Origin of the sequence: Amycolatopsis ponsaeliensis (genome assembly GCF_030182635.1) — a bacterium.
GTDB classification, from domain to species: Bacteria; Actinomycetota; Actinomycetes; order Mycobacteriales; family Pseudonocardiaceae; genus Amycolatopsis; species Amycolatopsis ponsaeliensis.
Map to the genome: position 1 here is coordinate 134,270 of NZ_JAPZLD010000022.1, position 20,501 is coordinate 154,770.

Annotated in this window: 16 protein-coding genes; 7 read left to right on the forward strand and 9 right to left on the reverse strand. The window is 72.3% G+C overall.

Annotated elements, in window-relative coordinates; all coding sequences use genetic code 11:
• Positions 1 to 13: 13 nt before the first annotated feature.
• Both QQ657_RS30260 and QQ657_RS30265 read right to left on the reverse strand, forming a co-directional pair.
• Positions 14 to 5,485 carry an ATP-binding protein gene (locus tag QQ657_RS30260; protein ID WP_284745663.1) on the reverse strand — a complete coding sequence of 1,824 codons (5,472 nt, stop codon included), beginning with the start codon at positions 5,483 to 5,485 and terminating at the stop codon, positions 14 to 16.
• Positions 5,486 to 5,759: 274 nt separating this feature from the next.
• Positions 5,760 to 5,999, reverse strand: a complete 240-nt coding sequence (locus QQ657_RS30265) for a hypothetical protein (protein WP_284745664.1) — start codon at positions 5,997 to 5,999, stop codon at positions 5,760 to 5,762.
• 164 nt (positions 6,000 to 6,163) lie between these two features.
• Between QQ657_RS30265 and QQ657_RS30270 the strand changes: the two genes are divergently transcribed.
• The 3 genes from QQ657_RS30270 (at position 6,164) to QQ657_RS30280 (ending at position 9,076) form a co-directional block, all read left to right on the forward strand.
• Entirely contained in the window at positions 6,164 to 6,490 is a 327-nt protein-coding gene (locus tag QQ657_RS30270) for a hypothetical protein (RefSeq protein ID WP_284745665.1), read from the forward strand.
• A 99-nt stretch (positions 6,491 to 6,589) separates the two neighbouring features.
• Complete coding sequence (locus tag QQ657_RS30275; protein WP_284745666.1) at positions 6,590 to 8,107, forward strand: CehA/McbA family metallohydrolase; 1,518 nt, start codon at positions 6,590 to 6,592, stop codon at positions 8,105 to 8,107.
• A 180-nt stretch (positions 8,108 to 8,287) separates the two neighbouring features.
• Positions 8,288 to 9,076 (forward strand): hypothetical protein, encoded by a 789-nt coding sequence (locus tag QQ657_RS30280; RefSeq protein ID WP_284745667.1) that lies wholly within the window; start codon positions 8,288 to 8,290, stop codon positions 9,074 to 9,076.
• Positions 9,077 to 9,144: 68 nt separating this feature from the next.
• On the opposite strand, the gene QQ657_RS30285 is transcribed toward QQ657_RS30280, so the two are convergent.
• Genes QQ657_RS30285 through QQ657_RS30295 form a run of 3 tightly spaced genes read right to left on the reverse strand, consistent with a single transcriptional unit; the run spans position 9,145 to position 11,886 of the window.
• Complete coding sequence (locus tag QQ657_RS30285) at positions 9,145 to 10,170, reverse strand: NAD(P)-dependent alcohol dehydrogenase (RefSeq protein WP_284745668.1); 1,026 nt, start codon at positions 10,168 to 10,170, stop codon at positions 9,145 to 9,147.
• Positions 10,167 to 10,871 carry an iron-sulfur cluster assembly protein gene (locus QQ657_RS30290; protein ID WP_284745669.1) on the reverse strand — a complete coding sequence of 235 codons (705 nt, stop codon included), beginning with the start codon at positions 10,869 to 10,871 and terminating at the stop codon, positions 10,167 to 10,169. Before QQ657_RS30290 ends, QQ657_RS30285 begins: the two co-directional genes overlap by 4 nt.
• Position 10,872: 1 nt before the next feature.
• Positions 10,873 to 11,886, reverse strand: coding sequence for an amidohydrolase family protein (locus QQ657_RS30295; RefSeq protein ID WP_284745709.1), 1,014 nt, complete (start codon positions 11,884 to 11,886; stop codon positions 10,873 to 10,875).
• 162 nt (positions 11,887 to 12,048) lie between these two features.
• On the opposite strand from QQ657_RS30295, the gene QQ657_RS30300 reads away from it, so the two are divergent.
• A complete protein-coding gene (locus QQ657_RS30300; RefSeq protein ID WP_284745670.1) occupies positions 12,049 to 13,497 on the forward strand; it encodes an AAA-type ATPase lid domain-containing protein in 1,449 nt (482 codons plus the stop codon).
• A 68-nt stretch (positions 13,498 to 13,565) separates the two neighbouring features.
• Here QQ657_RS30300 and QQ657_RS30305 read toward each other — a convergent pair whose 3' ends face one another.
• The gene (locus QQ657_RS30305; protein WP_284745671.1) at positions 13,566 to 14,789 is read right to left on the reverse strand and encodes an MFS transporter; all 1,224 of its coding nucleotides are present in this window, start codon (positions 14,787 to 14,789) and stop codon (positions 13,566 to 13,568) included.
• Positions 14,790 to 14,870: 81 nt separating this feature from the next.
• Between QQ657_RS30305 and pdxR the strand changes: the two genes are divergently transcribed.
• Positions 14,871 to 16,280: a MocR-like pyridoxine biosynthesis transcription factor PdxR gene (gene pdxR / locus QQ657_RS30310; RefSeq protein ID WP_284745672.1), complete on the forward strand. Its 1,410-nt coding sequence runs from the start codon at positions 14,871 to 14,873 to the stop codon at positions 16,278 to 16,280.
• Here pdxR and QQ657_RS30315 read toward each other — a convergent pair.
• Positions 16,208 to 17,641 carry an MFS transporter gene (locus QQ657_RS30315; protein WP_284745673.1) on the reverse strand — a complete coding sequence of 478 codons (1,434 nt, stop codon included), beginning with the start codon at positions 17,639 to 17,641 and terminating at the stop codon, positions 16,208 to 16,210. The two genes, pdxR and QQ657_RS30315, sit on opposite strands and share 73 nt — an antisense overlap.
• 201 nt (positions 17,642 to 17,842) lie before the next feature.
• On the reverse strand, positions 17,843 to 18,319 hold the full coding sequence (locus QQ657_RS30320) for an SRPBCC family protein (RefSeq protein WP_284745674.1): 477 nt from the start codon (positions 18,317 to 18,319) through the stop codon (positions 17,843 to 17,845).
• Positions 18,320 to 18,477: 158 nt separating this feature from the next.
• On the opposite strand from QQ657_RS30320, the gene QQ657_RS30325 reads away from it, so the two are divergent.
• A complete protein-coding gene (locus QQ657_RS30325) occupies positions 18,478 to 18,993 on the forward strand; it encodes a bifunctional nuclease family protein (RefSeq protein ID WP_284745675.1) in 516 nt (171 codons plus the stop codon).
• Between the two features lie 35 nt (positions 18,994 to 19,028).
• Complete coding sequence (locus QQ657_RS30330) at positions 19,029 to 19,997, forward strand: sigma-70 family RNA polymerase sigma factor (protein WP_284745676.1); 969 nt, start codon at positions 19,029 to 19,031, stop codon at positions 19,995 to 19,997.
• Here QQ657_RS30330 and QQ657_RS30335 read toward each other — a convergent pair.
• Positions 19,961 to 20,425, reverse strand: a complete 465-nt coding sequence (locus QQ657_RS30335; RefSeq protein ID WP_284745677.1) for a DUF2087 domain-containing protein — start codon at positions 20,423 to 20,425, stop codon at positions 19,961 to 19,963. The genes QQ657_RS30330 and QQ657_RS30335 overlap by 37 nt on opposite strands.
• Positions 20,426 to 20,501: the final 76 nt, after the last annotated feature.

Genomic DNA, 20,501 nt, shown 5'->3' on the forward strand with positions numbered 1-20,501 from the left:
CGGCCCCGGGCCGCTACTCCTTCAGCCCGTGCTCGATGGCCTCGATGATCCGCGGCCGCAGCTCGGCCGTGCTGATGATCGCGTCCACCGAGCCGACCTCGACAGCGCGCTGGATGCTGTGCACCTTGTCGAACTCCGCCGCGATCTCGCTGACCTTCTCCGCGCGGACCGACGACTGGGTCTCCGCGAGCTTGGCGCTGAGCGCGGCCCGCTCGGCGGCGCCGGCCGCCGCGACCTGGGTCTGGAGCTCGGTCACCCGCGGGTCGTTGGCCGTGCGCTTGGCGACCTCGCCGGCGAACACGACCGCCGCCGCCGGGGCGCCGCCCAGCACCGAGGCGAACGAGCCTTCCAGGGCCAGCACCGTCATGTTCGGGTTGAGTGCCTTGGAGAACACGACGAACGCGCCGCCGTGGTAGCGCGAGATCACGGTGAACACGATCGGGCCCTCGAAGTTGACGATCGCCCGGCCGATCTCCGCGCCGTACTCCAGCTGGAGCTTGCGCAGCGACTCGGGTGAACCGTCGAACCCGGAGAGATTCGCCAGCACGACCAGCGGCCGGTTGCCCGACGCCGCGTTGATCGCCCGCGCCGTCTTCTTCGACGACCGCGGGAACAGCGTCCCCGCGGTGTAGGTGTCCGGCCCGTCGGTGGGTGGGAAGCCGCGGCGCGGCACCGACCGCGACTCGATGCCGACCAGGCAGACCGGGCGGCCGCCGATGTGCACGTCCTGCACCGCGGCCGTGTCGGCGTCGGCCATGCCCGCCCAGCGTTCCAGCACCGGGTGGTCCTGGTCCGACAGCGCGCGCATCACCGTGCGGATGTCGAACGGCTTCTTGCGGTCCGGGTTGTGCTCGGCGGAGAAGATCTCCCCGACGGTCCGGAAGTCGCTGTCGACGATCGCGTGCGGGAACGGCGAGACGTCGCGGTCGACCGGGTCGTTCGTGCCCACCTTCCGCGGCCCGGCCTCACCCGGGACGACGTAGGTGTGGTCGTAGTGCGACATCAGCACTTCGCGGGCGGCGGGCAGGTTCGGCGCCCAGTACTGCGCCTGGCCGTTGGGGCCCATGACGCGGTCGTAGCCGCCGATGCCGAAGTTGTCCTCGGCCGACACGCCACCGGAGAAGTCGAGTGCCTGCTTGCCGGTGAGCACCATCGCCGAGTCCGGCGTCATCACGAGAATGCCCTTGGTGTGCATGAGCATCGTGGCTTCGGCGTTCCAGTACGGCTGGGCGCCGACGTTGATCCCGTTGACCACGATGTTGATCTCGCCGCCGTCCTGGGTGAACGTGACGATCCGCTTGAGCGCCGCGGCGACCCAGTCCATGTTCTCGGTGCCCGAGGACATCGAGATCCGCGCACCGGACGACAGCGCGAACCACTCCAGCGGTGCCTGCATGCGCTCGGCCAGGTCGAGCGCCGCGATGACGCGCGAGCACTCCGGCTCCGACAGCGCGCCGAGGGACTTCGTCGGGTCGCCGATCAGCACGACGCGGGTGACGCCCTCGGGGTGCCGCTCGGTGAGGGTCGTGACGACGCCCGCGACGATCGCCGCGGTGTTCTTGCCCTTCGGCCGGTCGACCGGCACCAGCGCACCGGCACCGTCGAAGTCGTGCTCGGTGAACGTGCCGGCCGGCCCGGCGAGCAGCCCGGTCAGCTCGTACGGGTAGACGGTTCCGCGCCGCGCCGCGCGCAGCACCTTCAGGCGGTAGTCGTCCAGCGGCTGAACCGGCTCGGTCGAGGCCGGCCCGACGTGCAGCCGCGCGCCGTGACCCGGGTCGAAGGTGATCCGGACGGCGAGCTCGGCCAGCTTGCCCGCGTCGGTGCGCCGGCGGGCCAGGAACTGGACCTCCTCCAGCCCGGCACCGACCGACGTCGGCAGGATGCGCTGGACGAGCGTGTTCAGCTCATCGGTGGTCAGGTCCGTCTGCGGCCAGACGTACATCATGATCCGGTTGGTGTCGAACCGCTTGTTCTGCGGCCGCTGCGCCTGGATGTTGCGGATCGCGTCGAGGCAGGCGGTGACCGCGTCCTCGAGCGCGGGCAGCGCGACCAGCCGGCCGTCGGCCTCGCGCAGCGGCGTCAGGTCGCGGACCTGGCCCATCGCGATCAGCCGCTCGTCGGCCGGGTTGCTCTTCGCGACGGCCTTGAAGAGGTAGATCTCCTCGTCCGCCGACGGCAGCCGGGTGAGGTCGAACTCGTGCAGCCGCTGCAGCTGCAGGCGCTGCGCGATCTGCGGGTGCAGGCCGCGGATCAGCCGGTCTTCGGTGAAGCCCGCGCCGTCTCGCCGGAACGTGAAGTGGTGGTGCATCACCGCGCCGCCGGTGCCGGCCACGGTGAGCACGACGCGCTGCACGCTCGCCGGCAGCGGGTGCTCGGCCAGCAGCGCGCCGAGCCGCTCCGCGGTCGCGTCGACGTCCGGCTGGTCCTCCCAGCGCAGGTACAGGTCGGCGACCACGCCTTCGGTGGCCACTTCGCCGACCGCGCGGACGGCGTCCGGCAGGGCGGCGAAGTCGACGGCGGTGGTGACCAGCGGCAGCACGCCGTCCGGGGTGTTGAGCTCGGCGGTCAGCAGCCGGCAGCCGGCGATGTCGCGCACGGTGACGCCCGTCAGCCGGCGGTTGCCGTAGTAGCGGCGGGTCAGCACCTCCAGCAGCGGCGCGTGGTCGCGGCCGGGGCGGCCGATCCGCTGCCCGATCAGCCGGACCAGCGGCTGCGAGCCGGTGATCATGGCCTGGATCCGCTCGGCGCGGTCCGCGGCGTCCGGGTGCTGGTCGAGGTAGCGCAGCTCGGTGCGGACGGCGGCGTACACCTCGGCGCGGTGGCGGCGCAGCAGCGGCTGGGCGAACCAGCGGAACACCACACCGCGGGCCAGGTCGGACACCGCGGGGAAGCGCACCTGCGTGGCTTCGACCAGGTGCTCCAGGGTCAGCCCGGCACGGTCGCTCAACGACTCCGCCGGCTGTGCCCCGGCCAGCCACAGCCGCAGCAGCTCCGAGACGACGGCGACGTCGGCCGAAGTCCGCTGCTGCGCCAGGAAGATCCGGAAGACCGCGGACTCCAGCTCCGGGGTGCGCTCCAGGTCGGCGACGCCGTAGTGGCCGAGGACCTTGGCCAGCTTGGCCTGGAAGCCTTCGGTGACGCCCGCGCGCTCGACGTCGAGGCTCTGCAGGTAGCTGTGGAAGAACTCCCGCGGGCTGTGCACCGCGCCGTTGGGCACGGTGTCGAGCTCGCCGCCCGGGGTGTTGCGGCTCAGCTCGGACAGGTCGGCGAAGACGGTGAGCAGCTCCAGCTCGCCTTCGACCGGCCGGCCACCCAGCTCGGTGCGCGCGGCGACGTAGGCCGACAGGACGCGCTTGCGCTCCGACGGGTCGACGTCGAAGCCGAGCAGCAGGCTGCGCAGGTCCTGCAGGCCGCGCTCGACGCGGTCGGCCGCGGACACGTCCGCCGCCTCGGCCGGCAGGTCGATCTCGACGGTCTCGGTCTCTTCGGCGACCTCGTCCTCGGCGCCGTCGGCCAGCGGCTCCAGGCGCATCAGCGGGGCACCGGTCTCGACCTGGCTGCCGACCGACACCGGGCACTCGCGGACGCGGGCGCGGAACGGCGCGCGCAGCACCGTCTCCATCTTCATGCTCTCCAGCACGAGGATCGGTGCGTTCGCCTCGACCTCGTCGCCGACCGACAGGGGTGTCGCGACCACCAGCGCGGGCGCGGGGGAGCGGACGACGCCGCCTTCGTCGCGGCTGACGCGGTGGGTGACGCCGTCGACCTCGACGAGGTGGATCGGGCCGTGCGTGGCCGCCACCAGGCGGAACCGCTGCCCGTTGACCCGGATCTGGCCGCTGTGGGCGTCGAAGCGGTCGATCTCGACGTCGGCGTGGTGCACGTCCGACGTCCCGGCCGAGATGCCGACGCGGAAGCGCTTCTGGCCGATGCGGGCGACGCTGACGCGGTAGCCGACGCCGCGGAGCTTGAGGTCGAGCGGGCGGCCGGTCTCGTGCTGGACCTGCGGGCGGCCGCCGTGCGCGGTGGCCAGCAGCCGCTGGACGGAGACCTCTTCCTCGTCCTCGTAGGCCTCGATGGCGGCCGCGGCGAGCGCGACCGCGGAGTGGCGGTGGGTGACCAGGCGACCTTCGGCGCGGACGCGGTCGATCCAGCCGGTGTCGGCGCTCGCGTCGATCACCTCGGGCTGGTCGAGCAGGTCGAGCACGAAGCTCTTGTTGGTCGCGCCGCCCTCGATGATCACGGTGGTCTCGGCCATCGCGCGGCGCAGGCGGGCGAGCGCCTCGTCGCGGTCGCGGCCGTAGGCGATGATCTTGGCGATCATCGAGTCGAAGTCGGCGGGGATGGTGTCGCCCTCGCTGACGCCGGTGTCGACGCGGATGCCCGGCCCGGCGGGCAGCGCCAGCCGCGCGATGCGGCCGGGGGAGGGGGCGAAGTCGCGGTCGGGGTCCTCGGCGTTGAGCCGGGCTTCGACGGCGTGGCCGAGCTCGGCAGGCTGGGCGCCTTCGAGCTTGCCGCCGCCGGCGACGTGCAGCTGCAGCTTGACCAGGTCGGTGCCGGTGGTGATCTCGGTGATCGGGTGCTCGACCTGCAGGCGGGTGTTGACCTCGAGGAAGGCGAACAGCTTCTCGCCGGGGTGGTAGAGGAACTCGACGGTGCACGCGCCGCGGTAGCCGACGGCGACCGCGAGGCGCTCGGCCGACGTCTTCAGCTCGGCGGTCTGCGCCGCGTCGAGGACGGGGGAGGACGACTCCTCGATGATCTTCTGGTTGCGCCGCTGCACCGAGCAGTCGCGGACGCCGAGCGCCCACGCCGTCGCGCCGTCGGAGATCACCTGGACCTCGACGTGGCGGGCGCCGGTGACCAGGCGCTCGAGGAACACGACGCCGGAGCCGAACGCGCGCAGGGCTTCCTGGCTGGTGCGCTCGTAGGCGTCGGCGAGGTCTTCGCCGGAGGCGACCATGCGGATGCCGCGCCCGCCGCCGCCGGCGGTGGCCTTGAGCATCAGCGGGTAGCCGATCCGGTCGCCGGCCTTCAGCGCGTCTTCGAGCGTGGCGACCTCGCCGCGGCTCCACGGCGCGACCGGGACACCGACCTCCTCGGCGATCAGCTTCGCGCCGATCTTGTCGCCCAGCTTGCGCATCGCGTCGGCGCTCGGCCCGACGAAGGTGATGCCGACCTTCTCGCACAGCTCGGCGAAGGCCGGGTCCTCGGCGACGAAGCCCCAGCCGACCCACGCGGCGTCGGCCTTCGTCTCGACGAGGGCCTGCTCGAGCTTGGCCAGGTCGAGGTACGGGCGAGCCGATGCCGGACCGAGGTCGTAGGCCAGATCGGCCTCACGGACGAAGGTGGCGGTGCGGTCCGCATCGGTGTAGAGAGCGACCGTCTCGATCTTCGTACCGGTTTCCGCCGACAGATCCCGGACGGCGTGGATGAGCCGCATCGCGGCCTCTCCGCGGTTGACGATGGCGACACGATTGAACACCGGCTGAGCCTCCCAAGTACCCACGCACAGAAGGCGACGCACCTGTCCTGGGGCGTCGCCTGCACCTGTCTACACCCTGCTGGATTACCGCCGGGTAGACCAATGTCCGCGATGGCGCATGCCAAGGCGGTTGCGTTGTGGGAACCCCACAAAAAGCGACCGGGGCCACACTGCCACGGACGCTTTTCTCGCGAGGACTGCCACAAAGCACGGTGCGCAGCTTACGGCGCGAACCAGTAGGGAAACATCCGGTGGCGCGGAGATAAGGGGTGGGTTAGGAGGCGAGGAGCACGTCCGACTCCAGCACCTGGCCCAGCTCCCGTCGCTCCGCCTCCGACAGGGGGACGGCGGCGACGCTGCACCGGCCGTCCGGGCCCGGGGCCGTCGTGATCGCCAGCACCGGCCGTCCGTCGATCTCGCGCAGGGTCACCCGGCCGCCGCAGGCTAGGTCGACCGTGATCCCGGGGCGGTCGCGGTGCCTGCCCAGCCACCGGCCGACGAAGTCGAAGGTCATCGCGGTCTCCCCTCGGATCGAGCACTCCCCATGCAGCACAGGTGTCGAGCGTTAATGCCCCGGATACACCGCGTTCACACCCGGTCCGGGCAAAAAGGCGGCGGGACGGGCCTTTCGGCACGTGCGAGGTGTGCCGCACGCCGGGCTGCGGCCATGATGACCGGATGAAACTGGGGCAGCTGGCATCGACCGCGCGGGACCTGTTCACGGCGAAGCTGGTCTACGGCGATCCGGTCGAGCGCGACGGGACGATCGTGATCCCGGCCGCGGCCGTCTTCGGCGGCGGGGGCGGCGGCGCGGGCGACACGGACGCGCTGCCGGTGCGGGAGGGCGCCGGGTTCGGGGTGCTCGCCCGGCCGGCCGGGGCGTTCGTCCTCCGGGACGGCGCCGTGACCTGGGTGCCCGCCCTCGACGTCACGCGGCTCGGGCTGGCCGCCGCCGTCACGGTCGTCGCGCTCGCCAAGATCCTCGCCCGGCGCGCCAGGTCCTGACCGGACACCGCGGCCGCGCGCCGAGAGTTCACCGCCGGTTCTTGTCGGCGTTCGCGTTGCTCCCCTAGCGTCGGGTCGTCGTTCGATGCGGAGGTACGCATGAGTTCTGGGGACTTCAGCCGGCGCGCGCTGCTGCGCGCGAGTGGTGTGGCGGCGGCCGGCGCGGCCGTGGGGATGCTGCCCGGCGTCGCGTTCGCCGACCAGCCGGGCGGCACCGGCAGCCAGACCCGGACCGTCACCGGCACCCTGAAACCGGACGTCCCGGACTGGTACTACCTGCCGGTCGACGTCCCGCGCGGGGTGCGGCAGATCGACGTCGTCTACTCCTACGACAAGCCCCAGGTGCCCGCCGGCACCCGCGGGAACGCCTGCGACATCGGCATGTTCGGCCCGGAAGGCCACGAACTGGGCAACGCCCGCGGGTTCCGCGGCTGGTCCGGCGGTTTCCGCGACCGGTTCTCGATCAGTGCGTCCGAAGCGACGCCGGGCTACCTCGCCGGCCCGATCAAGCCGGGCCGGTGGCACGTCATCCTCGGGCCGTACACCGTTGCGCCGCAGGGCCTGAACTTCAAAGTGGACATCACGCTCACCTTCGGGCCGGACGCCGCGCCGTTCACGCCGGACCCGGCGCCGGAGTCCGCGCCGGCCCGCGAGCGCGGCCGCGCCTGGTACCGCGGCGACGGCCACCTGCACACCGTCCACTCCGACGGCCGCCGCACCCCGGAGCAGCTGGTCGCCGACGCCCGCGCGGCCGGGCTGGACTTCATCGTGTCCACCGACCACAACACGTCCAGCTCGCAGCTGGTGTGGGGGCGGTACGCCACCGACGACCTGCTGATCCTCAACGGCGAAGAGGTGACGACGCGGTCCGGGCACTGGCCCGCGATCGGCCTGCCCGCCGGAACGTGGATCGACTGGCGCTACCGGGCGGCCGATCCGCAGGACTTCCGCCGCTTCACCGACCAGGTGCACCGCGCGGGCGGCCTGGTCACCGCGGCGCACCCGTTCGCCAACTGCTTCGGTTGCACCTACGAGTTCGCGTACGAGATCGCCGACCTCGTCGAGGTGTGGAACGGGCCGTGGACCCAGGACGACGAAGCGAGCGTCATCCACTGGGACGGCCTGCTGCGCGGCGGCCGGTTCATCCCGGCCATCGGCGACTCCGACGCGCACAATCCGGACCAGCGCGTCGCGCTCCCGCACACGGTGGTCCTCGCCGACCGGCTGCGCCGCAAGGAGCTCCTGGCGGGGCTGAAGGCGGGGCGGTCGTGGCTGGCGGAGTCGTCGGCGGTCCAGCTGGACTTCACGGTGTCCGGCGGCGGTCGCACGGCGGGGATCGGGTCGCGGCTGCCGGTGGGCACCGGGACGCCGGTGACGGTCAGCGCGGTGGTCGGCGGCGTGCCGGGGACGACGGTGACGTTCCTCGACCAGCTGGGGCCTGAGCACACTGAGACCATCGGCGACTCGGGGGCGGCCACGGTGACGTGGACGACCTACCCGCGGTACTCCGGGTGGGTCCGCGTCGAGGTGCGTCGCCCGTCCGGGGGCCCGAACACCACCCAGCCGAACGCCATGGTCGCGATGTCGAACCCGATCTTCCTCGGCGCCGGTAACTGAGGCTTGTTCTGGTCAGGCCGCCGCGGGCCACCCGCCCGCGGCTGATCACCGCGAAACCCCTGCGGCGGCCGACGGCTGAACAAGCCTCACTGAACCTCCACCCGGTGCGCCGCGTCCTGCCTTTGACAGACTGGGGCGAACGGGTGAAGGCGAGGCAGGGTGCGCGGGTGTGGCCTGAAGGTGGCCCTCTTCTTGGGTGCGGTCGTGGTGCTGACCGCGGGGGTCGTCGTGGTGGCGGTGCTGTCGCGCAGCCCGGTCAAGACGCCGGGCTGCACGGTGGCGGTGCCCGGGCAGGACGGGTACACGTTCACCCCCGAGCAGATGGACAACGCCGCGCGGATCGCGGGCGTCGGGGCCAAGCTGGGGCTGCCGCCGCACGCGGCGACGGTCGCGCTGGCCACGGCGTTGCAGGAGTCGAAGCTGCGCAACCTCGAAGGCGGTGACCGCGACTCGGTCGGGCTGTTCCAGCAGCGGCCGAGCCAGGGCTGGGGCACGGTGGCCCAGCTGCGCGACCCGGTCTACGCGGCGACGGCGTTCTACGAGAAGCTCGAGAAGCTGCCGGGCTGGGAGACGCTGCCGATCACCGAGGCGGCCCAGGAGATCCAGCGCTCCGGAGTCCCGGACGCGTACGCGCAGTGGGAGTCGCAGTCCCGCGCGATGGCGGCGGCCTTCAACGGCCAGTTCCCGGCCGCGCTGACCTGCCGGAACCTGACGTTGGCCGCCCCGGCCGACTTGGCGGCCGCAGCCACCGCGGAGCTGGGCACGGCTCGCCTGAGCGGAGCCCACCCGGCGGCGCAGGGCTGGACGTACGCGAGCTGGCTGGTCGGCCGCGCGGAGGCGCTGGGCGTGGACAAGGTGAGCTTCGCCGGCCAGACGTGGACGGCGGACTCCGGAGCCTGGGCCCCGGACTCCGCCGCCGGTCCGGATCTTTCCGTGCACCAGGCCCCGGCGGCCCCGCCGAGCCAGTAACGCACTTTCACGTGAAAGTGACCCGGAGCGCGCACTCCGTATCACTTTCACGTGAAGGTGCGGGTTGGTCAGGGGACCAGGATCGCGCGGCCACGGATGCGACCCGCGTCGAGATCGTCCAGTGCGTCCTGGAAGTTCTCCAGCGAGTAGCGCGCCGTGTGCAGCTTCACGCGGCCCTGCGCCGCCAGCACCATCAGCTCGCACAGGTCGTTGTACGAACCGACCAGGTTGCCGATCAGGTTGATCTCCGTCGAGATGATGTCGATCGTCGGGACGTCGATGTTCTCGCCGTAGCCGACCACGTGGTAGTCGCCCGCCCGGCGCAGCATGGCGATCCCGTCGGCCGTCGCGCCGCCTTCGCCGACGAAGTCGATCACCGTCTCGGCGCCGTCGCCGCCGGTCAGGTCGAGCACCGATGGCACCTGCGAGCCGTCCGCCACCACGCCGTGGTCCGCGCCGATCGACACCGCCAGCTTCACCGCGTCCGGGTTGCGGTCGACGACGATCAGTTCGGCCGCCGAGATCGCCTTGAGCACCTGGATGCCGATGTGCCCGAGCCCGCCCGCGCCGATGACGACGCACCGGTCGCCCGGACGCAGGCGCCGTGCCGCCTTCGCCGCCGCGTGGTACGCCGTCAGTCCGGCATCCGCCAAGGCCGCGACGTCCGCCGGTTCGAGCGAGTTGTCGATCTTCACGACGCTGCGCGCGGACGTCTTGAGGTACTCCGCGTAGCCGCCCGCGGTGTCGATGCCCGGGAACTGCGACTGCGTGCAGTGGACGTCGTCGCCGAACCGGCAGGCCCGGCAGAGCCCGCACGTGATCAGCGGGTGCACGATCACCTTGTCGCCCTCGGCGACGTTCGTGACCGCGCTGCCCACCGCGTGCACCCAGCCCGCGTTCTCGTGCCCGATCGTGTAGGGCAGCGTGACGCCGGACTTCTCCTTCCACTGCCCTTCGAGGATGTGCAGGTCGGTGCGGCAGACGCCGGCGCCGCCGATCCGCACGACGACGTCGTACGGGCCGGTGACCGCCGGTTCGGGGACGTCGGTCATCCGCAGGGGCTGGTCGTACCCGACGACCTGGACCGCCTTCATGCTGAAACCTCCACTGTGGACGTCGACGGAGTGGACATCGACGGAGTGGGCTCGGGGTAGCGGGTGCGGAGCAGCCCGCGGCAGAAGTGGGAGTTGCCTTCGATCGAGATGCGGACCGAGCGCGCGAACCGCAGCCGCACCGGGATTTCCTCGCGGGGGAAAGGAGTTCCGTCGTGGTCGACCAGCACCGGCGCCGACGGTTCGGTCGACAGCCCGAGCGCCTCGCGACGCCGCAGCAGTGCCCGCGAGGACACCGCGTCCGGCAGGTCCGCGAGCGTGACGCCGTGCAGGTCGACGTGCTCGTCCGCGCGCAGCAGCACCGTCAGCGCGCGCTCCATCGCCGCCTGGTGCGCCTTGCGCCGGAACGTCAGCCGCAGCTCCTCGAGGTCTTCGTCGGCCTCGTGACCGAACGTGCCGCGGTACCCGGCGTCCGCGGCGAGGCCGGCGTTGATGAGGTCCGAGTCGTGGTGGTCGTCGAGCTCCACCACGACTTCGGACGTCCAGGGAAGCGCGGTCAGCGCGTCCTTCGCGTCCGACGCCATGAGGTAGGCGAAGTTCGGCGCGCAGAACGACGTCGGCAGTCGCAAGTGGACGGTCACGCGGGTGCCGTCCACGGTGAGCGACTTGACGAAGCCGAGGTCGGTGATGGGCTCGTCGAGCTCCGGGTCGAGGACCGCGTCCAGCGCGGTGTGGGCGTCCATCTCAGGCCACCGACACGGCCTGTGGCTCGACCGGAGCGAGCTGCAGCTCGGCCGGCACCGGGATGTCGTACATCGCCGCCGCGTTGAGGCCGAGGATCTTCTTCTTCTGATCGACCGTCAGCGGCGCGTACTCGGGCAGGTCCTCCGGGATCTGGAAGTCGACGAACCGCTCGACCAGCCAGCGCGGCGTCCAGATCGCGTAGTCGCTGGAGAACTGGATCCGGTCTTCGTCGAGCCAGTACAGCAGTTCGCCGATGATCTGCGCGAAGTACTTCGGCCGGGTGTGGATGAACGGCATCGCGACGGCGAGTCCCGCGTGGACGTTCGGCTCCTGCGTCGCGATCCAGCAGAAGTCCTCCAGCCGCGGCAGCCCGCAGTGCTCGACGACGAAGTTGAGGTCGGTGAAGTCGGTGGCCACGTGGTCGACGTCGGCGACGTCGAAGGCGTCGCGGTCGAGGGGCCGGATCGTCGGTCCCTTGTGGACGTGGATGTTCTTGATGCCCAGTTCCTGGCAGGCTTCGAAGTACTTGTACGTCCACTTGTCGTCGAGCTTGTAGCCGCGGGAGTCGCCCTGCCACTCGGCGGTGTAGAGCTTCACGCCCTTGAGGCCGAAGCGCTCGGCGTCCCGCCTGAGCCGGTCCAGCCCGGCCTGTTCGAGCCGCGGGTCGAAGTTGTGGTTGTACGTCAGCTTGCCCGGATGCTTCTGCGCCAGCGCGAAGGCTTCTTCAGTCTGCCCGAAACCGTTGTTGTAGAACGCGCCGAGGTGCGCGGGCTGGAAGATCGCGTGGTCGACGTACCCGTTCTCGAACAGGTCGCGCAGCAGCCGCTCGCCGCCCTGGTAGAGGTAGTCCTCGTACGGCCACACCTCGGACTCGGGGCTGAGGTTGCGGTGGTAGTCGTAGAAGCAGTCGATGAACTGCTTCCCGTGGATGTTCCGCTGGTTCTCCGGGCGCGCGTCCCAGAGCGCCACGTGGGCATCCACGATGAAGTACGTCTCGCCGTCCTTGCTGTACATGCGTTCCTCCACGGTTGGCACGGTGCAGGCGACGCTAGGGACGTCGGGGCTGGTCAGGGACCCGTCGGGTGTCTCGATATGAGACAGCTCGGGCCGCCGTCGCCCGGACGGCGGACGTAGGCTGGGGGAGTCCGACGCAACGGCGCGTCCCGGGAGGTCGAGGTGGGAAACCCGCAGGTGCACGTCACGCGGTCGTTCGACGCGGCCCGGCTGCGGGCGTCGTGGCAGCGCAGCGAGCGCTACGGCGTGCCCGAGGACGAGGTCATGCCGGTGTTCTCGGGTGCGGTCGACACCGGTTCGCTGCTCTACGAATGCGGCACCGAGGTGCTGCGCGGCCTGCAGGCGACGCTGGCCAACGAGCCGATCAGCCTGATGATCACCGACAGCGAAGGCCTGGTGCTGAGCCGGCTGTGCACGGACGCCTCCATCAACCGCTCGCTCGACCGCGTGCACCTGGCGCCGGGGTTCTACTTCGCGGAGAGCAACGCGGGGACCAACGGGCTCGGCCTGGCGCTCGCCGACCGGGCGCCGTCGCTGGTCCGGGCGAGCGAGCACTACTGCACCGACCTGCGCGGGTACACCTGCGCCGCGGTGCCGGTGCTCGACCCGCTGACCGGGGCGCTCGCCGGCAGCGTAAACCTCACGACGTGGTCGGAGCAGTCGTCGGAGCTGCTGCTGGCGCTGGCACAAGCCGCCGCCGGCAACACGGCGGCGCTGATGCTGGCCCGCGCGTCCGGGCGCATCGCCCGGCCGACCCCGCGCGGTGAGGTCTTCCGGGTCTACGCCGACCGCGTCGCCCCGGGTGACGTCGCGCGGCTGTCGCCTGCCTGGACGACCGCGGTCGATTCGGCGCGGACGGCGTTCGAGGCGGGCCGGGTCGTCGCGGTCGTCGGCGAGCCGGGCGCGGGCAAGACGGCGCTGGCCGCGTTGGCGCGACGCGAGCTGTGGTCCCGCGAGCGGGTGTTGAACGCGCGGCCACCGGCGCCCGACGACGTCGACACGTGGCTGACGCTGTGGACGCCCGAGCTGGCCAAGGACGGCACGTGCGTGATCGTGTCGGGCGTGGAGGCGCTGCCGGCGTGGGCGGCGGAGGAGCTGGCGCGGCGGTTCACCGAGGTCCGGGGCGAGGGGCCGCCGCCGTTCGTGCTCACCGCGCCGGACGCGAGTGCGGTGCCGGCGGCGCTGCGGCCGCTGGTGGACCGGGTGGTCGAGCTCCCGGCGCTGCGCTTCCGCCCGGACGACGTCCTCCCGCTGGCCCACCACTTCGCCCGGCGCGACCGCGGCCGGGATGTCACGTTCACGTCGGCGGCGTCCCGGGCGTTGACGGCTTACGACTGGCCGGAGAACGCGAAGCAGCTACGGCGGGTTGTGCGCGAAGCGGCTTCGCGGTCGGACGTGGTCGATACGGCGCATCTGCCGGCGGAGGTGTTCAGCGGGGTGGGGCACCGGCTGAGCCGGCTGCAGGCGATGGAGCGGGACGAGATCGTGCGGTGCCTGTCCGAGCCCGGGGCGACGGTGGTGCACGCGGCCGGGAAGCTCGGGATGGGCCGGGCGACGCTTTACCGGAAGATGGCGCAGTACGGGCTGAACGCGCGGCAGCTGAAGTCGTAGCCGGGGCGTCTTGAATGAGTCATTCAGGACCTCCGAGGACCTGAATGACTCATTCAAGACCGCGGCGGTCAGCATGCGCCGGCCGGGACCCGCGTCGACTGGGCCCAGCGGACCGCCGGGCCCATCACCCATCCCGCCGCCAGGAACACCGCCCCCAGCAGCAGCCACCCCGGCAGGCCCCAGCCGATCACCACCGTGCTCAGCAGCACCGGCCCCACCGCGCGCGCCACCGACACCCCCGTTCCGAAGAACCCCTGGTACTGCCCCTGCTTGTCGGCCGGTGCCAGCGCGAAGCCGATCTCCCACGTGCCCGCCGACTGCAGCATCTCGCCGAACACCTGCACCAGCGCGCCCACCACCAGCACCGCGAACGCGACCCACGGCGAAGTCCCGGACGCCGACAGCGCGAACGCCACGCACGACGCGAGGAGCAGCACCCCGGACCGCCGCACCATCCGCGCCGCCGCGCCGATGCTCGCCAGCCGTCCGGCCACGCGGACCTGGAGCAGCACCACCACGACCGTGTTGAGCACGAACAGCGCGGACACCGTCCAGCCCGGCGCGGCCGTCCGCTCGACGATCCACAGCGGGATCGCGACGCTCAGCAGCGGCATCCGCAGCAGCAGAACCGCGTTCAGCAGCGTCACCAGCGCGTACGGCCGGTCGCGCAGCACCGCCAGCTTCGGCTCCCCGGCGCGCGGTGCCGACGTCGTCACAGAGGGGAGCGCGACCATGAGCGCGGCGGTGACGACGAAACTCAGCGCGTCCAGCACGAAGACCGTCAGGTACGCCGGTGCCGTGTCCGCCGAAAGCGCTAGCCCGCCCAGCCCGGCGCCGACGGCGAGCCCCGCGTTGCCCGCCGACTGCAACTGGGCCCGGATGCGCGTCCGCCGTTCCGGGTCGGCCAGCGCCGCCAGCAGCGCCTGGCGAACAGCGGACAAGCCGGTCTGGCAGCTGCCGTAGAGGCACGCGGCGAGGACGAACAGCAGCGGCGTGCGGACAAGCAGGAACGTCAGGATCGACGCGCTCGTCGCCAGCGCCAGCAGCACCGCGGAGCCCCGGGCGCCGTGGCGGTCGGCGAGGTGGCCGAGCGGCACTCCCGCGACCGAACCCACCGCCCAGCCGAGCGTGAGACCCAGCCCGACCTGCGCGGGGGAGAGCCCGACGATCCGCGTGAAGAACAGCACCGAGCACGTCAGGAACGCGCCGTCGCCGAGCGAGCCGGCCAGCTGGGCGGCGGCCAGCAGCCGGCCGGGACGGGCGGGTGCGGGGCGGTCCACAGTCAGCGTCATGCCGGTAACGCTAGATCGGTACTTGGCCCGATCCCAGATCCAATTCCTACGAATCGGATTGGGCCAATGTAGGCTCGTCGGATGGACTTCCACGTCAGCCTGGCCGGGCGCGGCGACCTGTCCGTCCGGATCTACCGGCAGCTGCGCGACGCCGTGCTGGACGGCAGGCTGCGCGCGGGGGAGCGGCTGCCGCCGACGCGGGAACTGGCGCGGCGCCTGGCCGTCTCGCGCAACACCGTCGCGGTCGCCTACGACCGGCTGACCGCCGACGGGTTCCTCACCGGCCGCGTCGGCGCCGGGACCTACGTGAGCGGTTCGCTGCCCGCGCCGAAGCCGCGTAAGGCCCTCTCGGCGCGCGGGCCGCAGCCCAAAGCGATCTGGCGTTCGCTGCCGTCGCCGGCCGCCGCCGTGGCGGAGGCGCCGGAGTACGACTTCCGCGTCGGCATCCCCGACGCCGCGCTGTTCCCGCTCGAGACGTGGCGACGGCTACTCGCGCGAGAACTGCGGGAGGCGGCGGGGTTCGTGCACTACGTCGACCCTGGTGGGCACCCGGGACTGCGCGCGGCGATCGCCCGGCACGTCGGTGTGTCGCGTTCGGTGCGCGCCGACGCGGACGACGTGCTCGTGACGCAAGGCGCGCAGCAGGCCCTCGACCTGCTGTGCCGGGTGCTGCTGTCCCCGGGTGACCGCGTGGCCGTCGAAGAACCCGGCTACCGGCAGGCGAAGCTGCTCTTCGCGTCCCACGGTGCCGAGGTCGTCGGCGTCCCGGTGGACGGCGAAGGGCTCGATGTGGCGGCGTTGCCGTCGCGGACGAAGCTGGTGTACGTGACGCCGTCGCACCAGTTCCCGCTCGGGACGCCGATGTCCCTGGCCCGCCGCACGGCGCTGCTGGCGTGGGCCGAGCGCGCCGACGCGGTCGTCGTCGAGGACGACTACGACAGCGAGTTCCGGTTCTCCGACCGGCCCCTGGAACCGCTGCAGAGCCTGGACCGCGGCGGGCGCGTCGCGTACGTCGGGTCGTTCTCGAAGACGCTGCTTCCCATGCTGCGCCTGGGTTTCCTAGTCGCGCCGCCGTCGTTGCAGGATGCCCTGCGCCACGCCCGCCAGCTGTCGGACTGGCACGGCGACGTGCCGGCTCAGGCGGCGCTGGCCCGGTTCGTCGACGAGGGGTTGTTCGCCCGCCACATCCGCCGCGCGACGAAGGTGTACGCGCAGCGCCACGAGCGTCTCGTGTCCACTGTGGACCGAATGTTCGCCGGACGGCTCGAGGTGGTTCCGTCGGCGGCGGGCCTGCACCTGTGCGCGCTCGCCGACGTCGACCTGGAGCCGATCGCCGCGCGGGCGGCGGCCGCGGGAGTCGCGGTGCAGACGCTGTCCGATCTGTGCGGCGGGTTCCCGGCGCCGGGGCTGGTGCTGGGTTACGGCTCGATCCCGGTGGAGAGGATCGACGACGGGCTCGCGGCGCTGGACGAGGCCTGGGGCTCGACGTAGTGATCGGTACGGCGGCGCGCGGCGATCAGCAGGCCGCCGGCGCCGGTCGCCGCCGCGGTGGCGAGGATCAGGAGCCAGCCGTGCCGGAAGTCCGTCAGGTCCGGGGTTCCCGCGAAGACCGCGATCAGCACCGCCGTCCCCAGGACCGTGCCGATCTGGCGCGTCGTGTTGACCATCGACGAGCCCGCGCCCCACCGCGCCGGCGGCAGGACCGTGCCCACCACGCCCGAGAGGCTCGGCAGGATCAGCCCGACGCCGATGCCCGTCAGGAGCTGGCCGGGCAGCATCGACGTCACGTAGTCGGGCGTCGAACCCATGCGCAGCAACCAGATCAGCACGCCCGCCCCGAACGTGACGCCGCCGAGGGCGACGATCGGGCCCGGGCCGAAGCGGTGCACGAACCGGCCGCCGAGGATCGACACCGGGACCACCATCAGCGGGCCCGGGGCCAGTGACAGCCCGGCCACCAGGATCGAGTCGTGCCAGACCGACGTCAGGAACAGGACGTTGCCGAACAGCATCGCGGCGAACCCGGCCGCGAACACGCCGGTCGTGACGCACGCCAGCCACAGCGTCGGGACGCGCAGCGCCGGCAGGTCCAGCACCGGCACGGCGTGGCGCACCGAGCGCAGCGGCACCCACGCCAGCGCCACGACGGCGACCGCGAACGCGAGCAGCACCGGCCCCGCGGTCCAGCCGTGGTCGGGCGCTTCGACCAGCGCGTAGGCCAGCGCCCCGACACCGACGAGGAGCCCGGCCGCGCCGAGCAGGTCCGGGACGCCGGTGGTGGTGTCCCGCGACTCGCGCAGGATGCGCGGCCCGGCCAGCAGGGTGAGTGCGCAGATCGGCAGGTTCACCAGGAAGACCCAGCGCCAGGAGGCTTCGACGAGCAGCCCGCCGACGGGCGGCCCGAGCGCGGCGGCCGCGGCGCCGACGGAGGCCCAGACGCCGACCGCCATCGGCCTCCGGTGCGCGGGGAAGGCGGTCAGCAGCAGGGCGAGCGACGTCGGCATGACGAGCGCGGCACCGATCGCCTGCACCGCGCGGAAGGCGACGAGGACCGGGATCGACGGCGCGGCGGCGCACGCGGCCGAGGCGAGCGTGAAGACGGCGACGCCGAGGAGGAACAGGCGCTTCCGGCCGTAGCGGTCGGCCAGCCGCCCGGCCGGGGCGAGGCAGGCGGCGAACAGGACCGTGTAGCCGTTGAGCACCCACGAGAGCGTGGCGAGATCGTCGCCGGGGAAGGCGGCCCGGATGCCGGGGAACGCGATCGTGACGATGAAGGTGTCGAGGCTGGCGAGGAACGCCGCGGTCGAGACGACCACCAGCACGAGGCCGGGCTTCGGCGCGGTGTCGGTCATGGCCCTCCTAGGTTTGAAAAAGCAACCTAGCCGGAGGGAGTGGGTCTCAACAAGAGACTGACCAGTTCGGCGCGATGTATGTCACGTGGGGTGCGGTGCAAGTGGGTGCGGTGGGCGGCCGGGTCGCCTGGTCCGCCGCGCTGGAGAGCCGGTCGCGCACCAGTCCACCGAGCCCCGCCGAAACCCCAGCCGCGGAACAGCTCAAGCCGCCGCGGCCTGCTCCTCCGCCCGCGCCTTCAACGCGGCGAGCGTGTGCTCGATCGACCGCACGTTGTACCCCGGCCGATCGGCCCGCCCGGTCACCTTCGGCCCCATGAACTTCCGCACCACCCAGCTGCCGCTGCGGTACCAGTTCTCCGTCACCCGGCACCCCACCGCACTCGCCGTCAGCACGTACTCCCACCGTGACACCCTCGACCCCAGCGGCGTCCGCACGTCGAACGCGAACCGGTGCCCCTCCTCGAACCGCACCACCTTCACCCGGGTCCACCACCGCAGGGTGCCGTTCACGTTGCGGCCGCGGAAGCGGGCCCCCAGGGCCGGGCCGGTGCCGTCGAGCCAGCGGCCGCCGATGTTCTCCGGGCTCAGCTCACCCATCCGGGGCAGGTCGGTGACCCACGACCACACCGTGCCCGGGGCGGCCGGGACGTCGATGCTGCGCGAAATCGTCGGTTCCACGCCCCGACGGTGACAGTGCCGCCCCAGGCCGGGCAAGGATTCCGGGGGCAGTCCGCAGTCCAGGAGAGCCGGGTGAAAAACTCCGTCGCCCAACCACGTTGGAAACGCGGTAGTTCTGGGTACCTCGCGCGCGGAGAAGTACCTACACGGAGGGTGCGGTGGTCAGCGTGATCCCGATCGAGGTGGTGGGAATGGCCGTCCCGGTGCCCGGCGAGGCGCCGTTGATGCTGCTCCGGGAACCCGACGGCGCCCGACGCTGGCTGGCCATCATGATCGGGTACGGCGAGGCCGAGGCCCTCGTGCGGGCGCGCGAGCAGATCGCGCAGCCGCGGCCGGGCACCATCGAGCTGCTCGGGGACGTGCTCGCCGCGTTCGGCCAGGGCGTCTCGGCGGTCGAACTGACCGAGGTGCGGGACGGGATCTTCTACGCCGACCTGGTGTTGGCGGACGGCACCCGCGTGTCGGCCCGCCCGAGCGACGCCGTCGCGCTCGGCCTGCGCCAGGGTGCGCCGATCAGCGTCGCCGAAGAGGTGCTCGACGTCGCGTCGGTGCAGCTGGAGGTCGAGCAGGAAGCCGAAAGCCCCGCCGCCGACGTACTGGACACCGAGGCCGAGGTCGCCCGCTTCCGCGCGGAGCTCGACGGCCTCCGGCCCGAGGACTTCGACGACCTGTAGGGAATCATCTCCCGTACGGCGACGACGGGAGAGCGATGCCGGACTTCGCGACGAGCACCGAGCCACACCGGCGTGAGCTGCTGGTGCACTGCTACCGCATGCTCGGCTCGGTGCACGAGGCCGAGGACCTGGTGCAGGAGACGCTGGTCCGCGCCTGGAAGGCGTGGGGCGGCTACGACCCGGCCCGCGCGTCGGTGCGCACCTGGCTCTACCGGATCGCGACCAACGCCTGCCTCACCGCGCTGGACGGCCGCGCCCGGCGGCCGCTGCCCTCGGGCCTCGGCCGCCCGAGCGAAGACCCGGACGCGCCGCTGACGCCGTCGTTCGAGACCCCGTGGCTGCAGCCCTTCCCGGACGCGCGTCTCGACGACCCCGGCCTGCGCCTGGCCCGCCGGGGCACGCTGCGGCTGGCGCTGCTCGCGGCGATGCAGACCCTGGCGCCCAAGCAGCGCGCGGTGCTGATCCTGCGTGAAGTCCTCGAGTTCAGCGCGGCGGAGGTGGCCGGCTTCCTGGAGACGACGCCCTCGGCGGTCAACAGCGCCCTGCAGCGAGCCCGCGCGAGTCTGGGCGATCTGTCGGCGGACGCGGTCCCCGAGCCGGACGACAAAGCGGTCGAAGCGGTCCTCGACCGGTACGTCCGGGCGTTCGAGTCCGCCGACGTCGCGGGCCTGGTCGAGCTGCTGACCGACGACGTCGTGATGGAGATGCCGCCGGTGCCGCTCTGGTTCCTCGGCCGCGACGGCTACGGCCGGTTCCTCGAGCGGCTCTTCGCGATGCGCGGCCCGGACTGGCGGATGACGCGCACCTCCGCCAACGGCCAGCCGGCCCTGGTCGCCTACTGCCGCGACGACGCCGGCGTCTACCGGCTGCACACCCTGCAGGTGTTCACCGTGGACAAGGCACGCGTGGCGCACAACGTGGTGTTCGCCGATCCCGCCGTCCTGGCGCTGTTCGACCTGCCCGCGACTCAGCCGGCGGCGCGGGCCTCCGACGGGCGGCCGTAGGCGCTGCCGTCGTTGCTGCGCTGCAACAGGCCTTCGTCGACGAGGTAGCGGCGCAGCGTCGCGTGGTCGTCGTGGACCATCGACAGCTTCTCGCGCACGTCCTGCTCGGTGTAGAGCCGGCCCGGCTCGAACCGCTCCGCGAGGTGGGCGAGCAGCAGCTGCCGCCGCCGGCCCGAATGCGGGATGGTGACGAGCCTGCCGTGGCGGAACAGCCCGTCGAGCGGGTCGCTCGGCGCCTTGGCCAGCGCCTCGCGGAACACCTCGGGCACGGCCCGGTAGGTGTCGCCGTCCACGGTGACGAGCCCCGCGTCGATCAGCCGTTTCACGAGCTTGGCGCCGTCGGCCGGGAGTCCGGCGCAGATCCGGGCGAACAGCTGCAGACGGGCGGGGTCCGCGAGGGCGGAGACCAGCGCTTCCGGAGAGGCCATGGCCGCGGAGCCTACTCGAATTCCGCGCGCCCGCCCCGAAAACTCGACAGGGTCAACTGATAAGTCTAGGCTGTCG

What these genes read in the sequence shown, in the direction of transcription:
- QQ657_RS30265 (WP_284745664.1), bottom strand. Translation starts at nt 5,999, where the DNA reads ATGACCTTCGACTTCGTCGGCCGGTGGCTGGGCAGGCACCGCGACCGC.
- QQ657_RS30270 (WP_284745665.1), top strand. Translation starts at nt 6,164, where the DNA reads ATGAAACTGGGGCAGCTGGCATCGACCGCGCGGGACCTGTTCACGGCG.
- QQ657_RS30275 (WP_284745666.1), top strand. Translation starts at nt 6,590, where the DNA reads ATGAGTTCTGGGGACTTCAGCCGGCGCGCGCTGCTGCGCGCGAGTGGT.
- QQ657_RS30285 (WP_284745668.1), bottom strand. Translation starts at nt 10,170, where the DNA reads ATGAAGGCGGTCCAGGTCGTCGGGTACGACCAGCCCCTGCGGATGACC.
- QQ657_RS30290 (WP_284745669.1), bottom strand. Translation starts at nt 10,871, where the DNA reads ATGGACGCCCACACCGCGCTGGACGCGGTCCTCGACCCGGAGCTCGAC.
- QQ657_RS30295 (WP_284745709.1), bottom strand. Translation starts at nt 11,886, where the DNA reads ATGTACAGCAAGGACGGCGAGACGTACTTCATCGTGGATGCCCACGTG.
- QQ657_RS30305 (WP_284745671.1), bottom strand. Translation starts at nt 14,789, where the DNA reads ATGACGCTGACTGTGGACCGCCCCGCACCCGCCCGTCCCGGCCGGCTG.
- pdxR (WP_284745672.1), top strand. Translation starts at nt 14,871, where the DNA reads ATGGACTTCCACGTCAGCCTGGCCGGGCGCGGCGACCTGTCCGTCCGG.
- QQ657_RS30315 (WP_284745673.1), bottom strand. Translation starts at nt 17,641, where the DNA reads ATGACCGACACCGCGCCGAAGCCCGGCCTCGTGCTGGTGGTCGTCTCG.
- QQ657_RS30330 (WP_284745676.1), top strand. Translation starts at nt 19,029, where the DNA reads ATGCCGGACTTCGCGACGAGCACCGAGCCACACCGGCGTGAGCTGCTG.
- QQ657_RS30335 (WP_284745677.1), bottom strand. Translation starts at nt 20,425, where the DNA reads ATGGCCTCTCCGGAAGCGCTGGTCTCCGCCCTCGCGGACCCCGCCCGT.